The organism is Streptomyces sp. NPDC058964 (genome assembly GCF_042741275.1).
In the GTDB taxonomy this organism is placed as follows: Bacteria; Actinomycetota; Actinomycetes; order Streptomycetales; family Streptomycetaceae; genus Streptomyces.
This window is the reverse complement of record NZ_JBHYKH010000100.1, coordinates 7,743-17,440: the sequence shown is the minus strand read 5'-3', so window position 1 is coordinate 17,440 and position 9,698 is coordinate 7,743. Positions and strand designations below refer to the sequence as shown.

At 68.2% G+C, this 9,698-nt stretch carries 9 protein-coding genes; all 9 read right to left on the bottom strand.

What is annotated here, in order from left to right; translation table 11 throughout:
* Positions 1-239 precede the first annotated feature (239 nt).
* Positions 240-986, bottom strand: a complete 747-nt coding sequence (locus ACFW2E_RS15335; RefSeq protein WP_384466514.1) for a 2OG-Fe dioxygenase family protein — start codon at positions 984-986, stop codon at positions 240-242.
* A gap of 86 nt (positions 987-1,072) precedes the next feature.
* Complete coding sequence (locus tag ACFW2E_RS15330) at positions 1,073-2,341, bottom strand: ATP-grasp domain-containing protein (RefSeq protein WP_384466512.1); 1,269 nt, start codon at positions 2,339-2,341, stop codon at positions 1,073-1,075.
* 214 nt (positions 2,342-2,555) lie between these two features.
* Positions 2,556-4,388: a BTAD domain-containing putative transcriptional regulator gene (locus ACFW2E_RS15325; RefSeq protein ID WP_384466510.1), complete on the bottom strand. Its 1,833-nt coding sequence runs from the start codon at positions 4,386-4,388 to the stop codon at positions 2,556-2,558.
* 109 nt (positions 4,389-4,497) lie between these two features.
* Positions 4,498-5,523 carry an isopenicillin N synthase family dioxygenase gene (locus ACFW2E_RS15320; protein ID WP_384466508.1) on the bottom strand — a complete coding sequence of 342 codons (1,026 nt, stop codon included), beginning with the start codon at positions 5,521-5,523 and terminating at the stop codon, positions 4,498-4,500.
* Positions 5,520-6,188: a 7-cyano-7-deazaguanine synthase gene (locus ACFW2E_RS15315; protein ID WP_384466506.1), complete on the bottom strand. Its 669-nt coding sequence runs from the start codon at positions 6,186-6,188 to the stop codon at positions 5,520-5,522. The genes ACFW2E_RS15320 and ACFW2E_RS15315 overlap by 4 nt, the downstream gene beginning before the upstream one ends.
* A 123-nt stretch (positions 6,189-6,311) precedes the next feature.
* Positions 6,312-7,292 carry an aspartyl/asparaginyl beta-hydroxylase domain-containing protein gene (locus ACFW2E_RS15310; RefSeq protein ID WP_384466504.1) on the bottom strand — a complete coding sequence of 327 codons (981 nt, stop codon included), beginning with the start codon at positions 7,290-7,292 and terminating at the stop codon, positions 6,312-6,314.
* Between the two features lie 445 nt (positions 7,293-7,737).
* Positions 7,738-8,328 (bottom strand): GTP cyclohydrolase I, encoded by a 591-nt coding sequence (gene folE, locus ACFW2E_RS15305; protein WP_384466502.1) that lies wholly within the window; start codon positions 8,326-8,328, stop codon positions 7,738-7,740.
* A 37-nt stretch (positions 8,329-8,365) separates the two neighbouring features.
* Positions 8,366-8,728 carry a 6-pyruvoyl tetrahydropterin synthase family protein gene (locus ACFW2E_RS15300; RefSeq protein ID WP_384466500.1) on the bottom strand — a complete coding sequence of 121 codons (363 nt, stop codon included), beginning with the start codon at positions 8,726-8,728 and terminating at the stop codon, positions 8,366-8,368.
* Between the two features lie 35 nt (positions 8,729-8,763).
* Complete coding sequence (locus ACFW2E_RS15295) at positions 8,764-9,477, bottom strand: 7-carboxy-7-deazaguanine synthase QueE (RefSeq protein WP_384466498.1); 714 nt, start codon at positions 9,475-9,477, stop codon at positions 8,764-8,766.
* Between the last annotated feature and the right edge of the window lie 221 nt (positions 9,478-9,698).

Genomic DNA, 9,698 nt, shown 5'->3' with positions numbered 1-9,698 from the left:
GTGGTGGGGCCCTTGGCGGCGTCTGTCCACGAGAGCGCGGTGGGGTTCAGGCCGCCGGAGACGGCCGCCGCCGACACGGGTATTGCCGGGACGGCTCCGGCGTACTGGTGTCGGCGGCGAGTACGAGGTGCACACGGCCGGGTTCACGAGAGCTTCGACGGCGTGGAGAGGTTCGTCCGGCCCGGCGACACTGCCGTCCGGGGATTTCCGTCATCGCGCTCTCGCTAGGGTCTGCGGGCTCAGGTCATCAGGTTCATGTCGATGATGAGCATGTCGCGCACTCCCGAGGCAGCCTCGGGGACGATCGGCGAGACCTCGTGGGTGATCATGTTGTCGTCGATGAACATGGTGTCGAGCGGCTGGACCAGGGTGGTCTGCACGATGTCGCCGCCGTCGTTGGGGTGGACGGTGGAGAGGCCTCCGGTGACGCCCTCGCGGCGCATCAGGTGCATCCCGACGTAGGAGTGCCCGTCGCGGTGGCGGCCCTCGGGAGTGGGGAGGCCGTCGGCGTCGGCGCGGGCGACGACGCGGACCAGGTGGACCCCGGTCCTCCACGAGTTGTTGCCGCCGGCCGCGGTCGCCATCCGGGCGTTGAAACCGACCAGGGCGCGCATGGTGGGGCTGAGCAGGAGGTCCTTGGCGACCGGTTCGAAGAGCCGGTCCTTGCCCTCCCACAGCGGGATCGAATCCTGACGGAAGACGGCGTGGGGCAGGACCTCGTAGGTGACGGTGTCGCCGTCGACGACGACGTGCAGCCGGCTGTAGCGGCGCTCGCGGTACACGCCGACGCCGTCGACCTCGGTGTCGACCGGCAGGTCTTCCCAGGCGCCGCGGAGTTCCTCGAGGTCGGCGTCGCTGATCAGTCCGGCGAGTTCCTCCTTGGGTATGACGACGAAGCCGGTTCGGCGGACCTGCTCCGCGAAGGCGGGTACGCCGTCATGGAGCTGTCGGCCGGTGGTCGGTGTGTCGCTGGTGCTGGCGGGCATGCTGGTTCCCCTTTGCAGTGTTCGGCAAGATCGGAGCGAGGTTCTGCGCCTGGCTGCCGTGGCCGGCCGCCTTGACACGCTCCAGGTCAATCCCGCTCCTCGTACTCGACGTGCAGCGTCCGTGAGAGGTGGGCGAGGAAGGCCGCGGCCTCCGCATCCGACTCGTGGTGCGAGAGCACGACCGCCGGGTTTCCGGTCCAGTCCGGGTAGGGGCGCAACAGCGCTCCGGGACCGGCGGTCTCCACCACGTAGTCCACCCGCGGGTCGGCGCGCACCGCTTCCAGGCCGCGTATCCGCTTGACCCGTCCGCCGCTGCCGATCGGCACCAGATAGGCTGCCGCGTGGCCGGCCGGGGCCGGATCCTCGCGCCAGCAGAGCGGCTCCTGGCCGAGGTGGATGCGCAGCGCCTCGGCTGCCAGGTCGATCCCGCTGCTGACGTGGGTGAGGTGGTGCATGTTGCCTCCGCCTCCGAGGCGGGCGGTCATCTCCAGCAGGACCGGCCGTACTCCGCCCACCAGCCGCAGTTCGGTGTGCGTGGTGCCTTCCGTGACGCCGAAGGCGTGGTGGGCGCCGATCACCTCCGCCTCGATCGCGGCGAGTATCTCGGCCGGCAACTGGGCGGGGGCCCGCAGCGTGGTCTCCTCGAAGTAGGGCCCCGTCAGTTCTCCCTTCCAGCTGACGGCACAGACCCGCACCTGACCGTGGAACACGAGGGATTCCGCGGAGATCTCCGGCCCATCCAGATATTCCTCGACCAGCACACCGGTGTCCGAGTTCGATCCGTCGGCGGCGCCCATGTGGGTTTCGACGAGACGCCAGGTGCGGGCCACGGCCTGCTCGAGGCTGTCCCTGTCATCCGCACGGATGACCGCGAAACTGGAGTGGCCGTTCGCCGGTTTGACCACGACGGGGAATCGCAGGGTCAGGGCGTCGGTCCAGTGGTCCGGATCCTTCACGACCACGAAGCCGGGCACGCCCAGCCCCGCTTCCAGGAGGCGTTGGCGCATGCTGCGCTTGTCGCGCACCACCGCCGCCGCCTCCTCGGTCAGCCCGGGGAAGCCCAGCTCCCGAGCGGCGCGCGCCACGAAGGGAATGACCCTTTCGTTGCCCGACATGATGCCGTCGAAGGGCTCTTGCCGGTTGCGGTCGGCGAGGGCGGACAACGCTCCGTCCGGGTCGTCGTCGATGTCCAGTGGCAGCAGTTCGATCACCGCGTCGGGCCGCCCGGCGGACTCCAACGTGTCGTCCCCCCTGGGGACGAGGATCAGGTCGACACCGGCACGTTCGGCAGCTTCGAACGCCCAGGGAAACACGGACAACTGACCGACGAGGACGAGTTTCGGGCGCTTCGGCATGACGGTTCTCCAAGGGATCGGCTGTGTGGAAAGGTCTGTAAGGGCCGCGCTGGCCGGGACGGTTCTGTGCGAGGTCGTCCCGGCGATCAAGGGGCCGAGCAGGCTGATCAGCCCGTGGACGGAGTCACGCTTGGCCGAAGCGTCTGCCGCGCACCGCGCGCCGAAGACCCGCGATACGAGGGGCACGATGGCATCGGGACCGGGACCAGGGCCGTCATGCGGAGCGCATGACCGGCGTGCTGCTCGGCGGTACCGCGATCGGACTTGTCCCGGGCTCCCATTCGTAGGAGAACCGGCCGTTCACACTCGGATGTTGTGGGCGCAGCAGGTAGTTCTCTGCCAGTTCCTCCAGCAGGTCCTCGGCGCGCTGGTTGCTGACTCCGAGGGCCGCGGCGGCAAGTGCCGGGGTGAGCCGGTCGGGGGTGACGGAAGACGACAGCGCGTAGGCCAGGGACCGCGACTCGGCGGACAGTGTTGCGAGCGTCCGGTCGAATCCTGCCCACACGCCCAGCGGATCGCTGTCGGCGCCGCCGGACGCGAGGACCCAGGCGGTGGCCTGCCGAGCCGTCCAGTGCGGGCGGCGGCGCAACTGCGCGGCGATCGCGAAGAGCGCGCCCGGCAGCCCCCGGCACAGCCGGGCGAGCTGTCGCAGTCCTTCGGGGTCCAGGACGATGGGGTGTCCCGGCACGGAGGATGCCAGCAGTCGCAGGCAGTCGTCGAAGGGCAGTCCGGCGAGATCGACGTGGGCTGCCGTCGAGGACACGAACAGACGTCGACGGCTGCCGATGACCACGCCGCAGCCGGCACCTGACGGCAGCAGCGGCGTCAGCTCCTTCACGTCGCACACGTCGTCGAGCACCACCAGAACGCGCAGGTCGGCGGTCCAGGTACGGAACAGCAGGCTCAGGTCGGTCGTGTTCTGGCGCAACTGCTCCTCGGTCGCCCCGAGTCCGCGCAGGAACGAGCGGAGGATCTCGGCCGGCCGCACCCGCCGGCCGGCGCCGTCGCGCAGATGTGCGTGGAGCCGCCCGTCCGGGTAGTGACCGCTCGCCTGATGTGCGGCGTGCAGACACAGTTCGCTCTTCCCCGTGCCGGGGGCACCGCCCACGACCACGAGCGGCCGGTCCTGCCGCGCCCGGCCGGTCAGCACTGATGTGAGACGCGCCAGCTGGCCGGCGCGTCCGGTCAGACGCTCGCGCGGGGCCGGCAGATGGCAGGGGGCCCGGGTGGCCGTGGTCACGACCGTGAGCCGCCCGCCGGGACGCAGCAGGGCTTCGTCCGACGTGAGCACGGCTGTGTGCAGGGCCTGGAGGTGGGGCGAGGGATCGAGTCCGAGTTCGGCGGCGATCCGCTCGCGTGCCAGCCGGTAGACCTGAAGCGCTTCCGCCCGCCGGTCCATGCGGTAGAGGGCCGTCATCAGATTGCCCTGGGCCCGCTCGTCCGTCGGTTCCTGCACGGCCATCGAGGTGAGTTCGTTGAGCACTTCGTGGTGGCGGCCGAGGTGCAGGTCGGATTCGATGCGCAGGTGGTGCGCGGTGGTGCGCAGTTCCTTCAGTCGGATGGCCTCGGCCTTCAGCATGGGCCCCTTGCGTATGTCCACCAGGGCCTCGTCCCGCCACAGCCGCAGCGCCGCGGCGGCCGTGTCACGGGCCCGGGCGAAGTCTTCGTCGTGGAACTCCGCTCGGGCACGGGCGAGCAACGGCTCGCAACGGAAGACGTCCACGTGGTCGGCGGGCAGCGACAGCTGGTAGCCGCCGTCGACCGTGCCCAGCAGGGGCCCGGTCGCACGCACCGCGCCGCCGCTTCTCGGATTGCCGAGGGAGAACCGCTTCCTGAGCTGGTACACATACGTCTGCAGCGCGGTGTGCACGCTGGCCGGCGGATTGTCGTTCCACAGCTCGTCCACGAGGTGCTCGAAGGGCACGATCCGGCCTGCGTTCAGCACGAGCACCGCCAGCGTCTGGCGTACTTTCTGGGCGGCCGGCGCCATGTCGACGTGGTGATCGTCCCCATAGGCCTGAAGCGGCCCGAGAAGGTTGACTCTCATGAAAATCGCCTGTCTCAGGTTCGTTCGGTCTCCGCGGACCGGCCGGGTGCGCCACCGCCGGGCCCGACCACTCGGGCCGGGCGGTGACAATGCGCTCTGCCGCCCGGTGTCAGGAGTTCCTGGACCCGGCTGCCGCGGCCAGGTGGGGATGGTGTCGGGCAACGATGTCGGGGAAGGAGCGGATCAGCCCCTTCATGACGTTGTCGCCGTAGAGGGCGAACAACGGGTTGCCGACGACGTCGATGACCCCGTCGGCGCCCTCGACATACGGGCTGGGCAGTGGCTGCATCGTGGCGTCCAGCCGAGGGTTGTAGAAGAAGGGAATGGAGTAGCGGTGGATGCCCGGGGCGGGACGGACCACCCGGTGGAGGGTGGCGCGCACATAGCCCCGTGTCGCCACCTCCAGCAGTTCTCCCAGATTGACCACGAACGCCCCCGGGATCACCGGTACGTCGGCGAACCGGCCCTCCTCGACCGCGACTTGGAGGCCTCCGTTGTCGTCCTGGACGAGCAGGGTGAGCAGCCCGAGGTCGTTGTGAATGCCGGTTCCCTGGTCGGAGCCGGTGTCCTCGTTCGTCTGCGTGGGACCGGGGTAGTGCAGGAGTTTGAGGTGGATCTGTGGATCCGGGTCGACCACGTCGTCCATGAACTGGGCGGGGGCGTCGAGCGACTCGAGCAGGAGTCGCAGCAGTCGATGCGAGAGTTCGGTCAGCCGGGTGATCCACGACTCGACAGCCGGGCGCAGCTCGGGCATCGCAGCGGGCCACTCGTTCGGGCCGATCAGGCACCGGTAGGCGGGGTCCCCGGGCTCGGACGGCTTCGCGGGCTGCTCAGGGCCGATGTCCAGTTGCTGGCGCTGGTCGGGCACGCCCCGGGTGTGTTCGCGGCCGAGTTCGGAGTAGCCGCGGAACAGTGGCGAGTCGAGGATGTTCAGCGCGAGCCGGTCGGCCTCGGGCAGCTCGAAGAACCGGCGGGTGAGGTCGAGCATGTCGTCGGCGTCCTCGATGCCGTGGCCGACGAGCTGGAAGAAGCCGATCTCGTGCACGGCCCGGCGCAGCCGGTCGAGGAATTCTGCCCGGGCCTCTTGCGAACCGGAGGCGTCCCGGAGATCGAGCACGGGAAACGGGTCGGTCATGACAGCTCCTTCGAATCGCTGTTCTGGTAGGTCGTCGGGTCGGTCACGCCGGCGTCCCGGAACGCTTGCTGGCGCTCCTTGCATGCGGCGCACCGCCCGCACTGGAGCGCGTCGCCGCGAAAGCAGCTCCAGGTCTCGGTCCAGGGGACGCCGAGTGCCTCGCCGAGCGACACCACGTCGCTCTTGCGCAGCTTGACCAACGGTGCTGTCAGGGTCAGGTCAGGGTGCGCGTATCCGTGGGTCGCGATCCGTTCCATGGCGAGGAAGGAATCGATGAAGGCGGCATTGCTGTCGGGTGCGGCCTGCAGGTCGTCGACCACTCCGACGGCCACCGCTTGCGCCTGCTGGGCGACGGCGACGGCGAAGGCGACGGACAGCAGAAGGGCGTTGCGGTTGGGTACGACGTTCGGGCTGCCGCCGGACGACCCGCTCCGGTGATCCGGCACTTCTACGGTCGGATCGGTGAGTGAGGAGCCGCCCAGGAGCTTGCCGACGGGGCTGAGATCGACGACGTCGTGGGGTACCCCGAGCGTTCGAGCCGCCTTCGCGGCGAACTTGTGCTCGATGAGATGACGCTGTCCGTAGTTCACGGACAGCAGGTGGAGAGTGTGTCCTTGCGCCTGGAGGTGGTAGGCCATGGTGACCGAGTCCAGGCCTCCGGACACGATTGCGACGGTTTTCGGCATGTGTCGACTTCCGGCAGACAAGAAGGGATGGAGGATCAGTACGTGAGGGTCAGGACAGCGGTGTGCTGTGCCCCGGAACAGCGGCGGACGTAGGTGAGTCCGTCACGGCGCCGGCGTGGCCGGAACGACAAGGCGGGTCGATTCCCGGCCCTTGCGGTAGGTCAGTTCGACCTCGGGCCGCGGACCGTCCAGCCTCGTGGTGATGGTTCGCTCCTCGCTCCACCCGACCAGGCGGTATTCGTTTCCGCCGAGGGACACCAGCGGGAAGAGGTGGTCCTGGGGAGAGCGAATGGCCAGTTCCGTGGCGGTGTCGACGATGCTGAAGCCGGCATGCGGCTGAGCGCCGGTGAGCGACCCGAACACCTCTATCTCCAGCAGGTGCTCCGGCGCGTCGAACGAACACCGCGCGGCTTTGCGCTGCTGGTCGGTCGTGGCCATGCCCGGACGGTTGTAGAGCACATCCGGGCCGTTGAAGTAGTCGGCCCAGTCGGCCGGGAACAGCTGTGCGAGCTCCGGTGTGACGAGCACGTCCACGACGAGATGCACCCGATGCTCGGGTCCGAGGTTCTGGATCTGATGCCTGCGGCTGAAGTCGCCGAACCAGAACTCACCGGGCTGCCAGCGATGAATTTCTCCGTCGAGGTCGAGCGAGGCTTCCTCGTGGGTGATGACGGGGATGTGCAGGCGGGCCAGACCCCAGTCCGGGGCGAATTTGGCATCTGAATGGCGGTATCCGACGACGCCGGGACCGAGATCCAGGAACCGGGCGGCGTAGAGGGGGCCGGGAATCGCGTGCAGGACCTCCCGCACGTACGGCATGTGGTCCAGCCACTCGGTGTCGGCGAACTCCGCGCTGCCGGGGCCGCCTGGGTCGGTGCGCGTCTTGTCACCACCGGGGCTGCGCACCGGGAGGCAGCGCCAGTCCTGTTCGGCCCACCTGGAGACTCGCCCGTTCTCGTGCGAGCTCTGCTCGTCCCACAGGTGGTCGCGTGCGGTCGCGAGGTCGGCCAGCAGCCGCTCGGCGTCCAGCTCGGGAAGCAGCCGAGCCGCTTCCGCGGGCGTGGAGGAGTCGATTGTGTTCATCGTTGTCCTTTCATGTCGACCGGACCGGATTCGCAAAGGTGTCGAAGAGAGCGGCCTGTTGTTCGCCGCTCCGCGACCCGGATGCGGCCGACGGCCGCCGTGATCGCGGCACGGCGGCCAACACGAATGCGCGGGGCCGGCGTGGAAGAGATCCACGTGCAGGGAGACGACCCGATGGCTAGGGGGCGGGAATGTCGTTCGTGCCCCGACTTCGGATCCTGCTGCCGCGCCCGTCCGGTGTGGGCGCGCCTGTCCGACTACGAGGGCAGCACCGGCAGGTCCTCGCAGGGCCGAACGCGCTCGCGGGCTGTTTCGTCGAGGAACGCCTGAAGCACCGACGGGGGCCGGTGATCCGGTAGCCGCCGGTGACGAGCGGGGAGTCGGCCCCGGTCGGTGGGCCGGAAACCGGGCACCGACCAGCTCACTTGCTGAGTCGGCCGGCTCGTCAGGCCCGGAGCAGGTCGAACAGCTGGCCCCGGAGCCCGGGGTCCGTGCTGAATTCCCCGCGATATGCGGTCGACGTCATCTGCGCGGGAGCCTTGATGCCGCGCATCGACATGCAGAGGTGCTCGCCCTTCGCTATCACCGCGACGTCCGGGGTGCCGCTCAGGGTGCTGATCTCCAGCGCTATCTGGTCCACGAGCCGCTCCTGGACCTGCAGTCTGTGCGCGTACTGATGGGCGACCCTGGCGAACTTCGACAGGCCGAGCAGTTGCCCCGTCGGGCGGTACGCGATCGTCACGGAGCAGTTGAACGGCAGGAGGTGGTGCTCGCACAGCGACCACACCTGAATGTCCGAGACGACCACGAGCTGGCTCGTACCGGTGGACTCGAAAAGCGTGCCCAGTGAACCCGGGTCGTAGTTGATGAACTCTCGCCACCAGCGAGCGAACCGAGTGGGGGTGTCGCGCAGTCCGTCGCGATTCGGGTCCTCGCCGATTTCTTCGAGCAACTGGCGGGCGATCCCGACCAGTGGGTCCTCGGTCGTCCTGGACGCCTGCGGGTCACCCTGGAGGTCCACGTCTGTCACCGACATGCGGTTGCCTTTCGTCCGGGCTTCGTCGTCACTGGCCTCACGGCCGGTACTCGGCCCAAGTCTTGGGAGTTTCTGAGATACGGACACAGGTCAACTCGGGAAACTCCATCACCCATGTCTTGTAGACCCAGGCCGCCATGTTCTCGGCCGTCGGGTTTTCGTCCAGCACATCGTTCAGATGCCGGTGGTCGAGTTGCTTGTCCAGCCATTCCTTGAACGTGGACAGCTCGCCGTAGTCCCGAACGAAGCCCACGGGCAGCAGACTCGCGTCATCGGCTTCTAGTTCCAACTCGATCACATAGTTGTGTCCGTGCATTCGGGCGCACTGGTGTTCCGGAGCAAGGCCGGCAAGCTGATGGCTGGCCGAGAATTCAAACTTCTTCGTGATTCGAAATGTCATCGATCGAGTTCCCCTCTTCCTTTGCGGGCCGTGGGTCACACCCCGCGCTTTTCGCCCCACAGCAGGGTGTGGAGTCTTGTCGTCAGGTTCCAGCCGCGCTCCACCACCGCGTCGGCCAACTCGCTCATGTGCTGGGTGACGTCGTCGGCGGTACGCCCGATCGGCATGATCCATACCGAGGGCAGGTCGAAGTCGGCGACCAGTTGGGCCACTTCGTCGAGGTCGCGGGTGTTCCGGCAGACGAACTTGTAAGTGGTTCCCGGCAGGGCCGAAAGACTGGCGAGTGCGGCGGGGACGATCCTGCGCTCCAGGAGGTCGCCCGAGTGCGACAGTTTCGGCGAGACGTTGAACCTGACGCCGGCGGCGGCGAGTTCGGGGTGCGCGGCGTGCGTTCCGTTCGTCTCGATCTCTATCTCTTTACCGCGTTCGGTCAGCGTTGCCACCAGAGGGATCAGCCGTTTTTGCTGGCCCAGGGGCTCACCGCCCGAGATCACGATCAGCTCGGTGTCGAACGCGAGCAATTCTTCGACGACGCTTTCGACCGGGCGTCGGTGCAGCTCCTTGCGTGGATCGTGAGCGATCCCGCTGTCGGCGGTTCCGACCCAGTCCCACGTGTATGGCGTATCGCACCAGGAGCACGACAGGTTGCACCCGCCGAGTCGCAGGAACGCGCACCTGCGTCCCATGGACCGACCTTCACCCTGGACGGTCGGACCGAAGATTTCGTTGACCACGAGATCCTGTTCCATGGCGCACCGTCTCCTATGGGTGAGACGGCTCGACGGCCGCCGGCTTCTGCGCCTGCACGATGAACCAATGCCGGCTCAGCCGGACGCCCTGATCGACAGAGACCGCGGCGACGTATCGATCGAAAGCCTCCATGTCCGCCGCGGACTCGGATTTGGCGAGTATCGGCCCATGGGGCAGACAGGGTGTCTCTTGATCCCGCGCGGGGGGTCTCACAGAGAAT

Bases quoted from the DNA above. Each gene is read 5' to 3' on its own strand.
- ACFW2E_RS15335 (WP_384466514.1), bottom strand. From the start codon at position 986: ATGCCCGCCAGCACCAGCGACACACCGACCACCGGCCGACAGCTCCAT.
- ACFW2E_RS15330 (WP_384466512.1), bottom strand. From the start codon at position 2,341: ATGCCGAAGCGCCCGAAACTCGTCCTCGTCGGTCAGTTGTCCGTGTTT.
- ACFW2E_RS15325 (WP_384466510.1), bottom strand. From the start codon at position 4,388: ATGAGAGTCAACCTTCTCGGGCCGCTTCAGGCCTATGGGGACGATCAC.
- ACFW2E_RS15320 (WP_384466508.1), bottom strand. From the start codon at position 5,523: ATGACCGACCCGTTTCCCGTGCTCGATCTCCGGGACGCCTCCGGTTCG.
- ACFW2E_RS15310 (WP_384466504.1), bottom strand. From the start codon at position 7,292: ATGAACACAATCGACTCCTCCACGCCCGCGGAAGCGGCTCGGCTGCTT.
- folE (WP_384466502.1), bottom strand. From the start codon at position 8,328: ATGTCGGTGACAGACGTGGACCTCCAGGGTGACCCGCAGGCGTCCAGG.
- ACFW2E_RS15300 (WP_384466500.1), bottom strand. From the start codon at position 8,728: ATGACATTTCGAATCACGAAGAAGTTTGAATTCTCGGCCAGCCATCAG.
- ACFW2E_RS15295 (WP_384466498.1), bottom strand. From the start codon at position 9,477: ATGGAACAGGATCTCGTGGTCAACGAAATCTTCGGTCCGACCGTCCAG.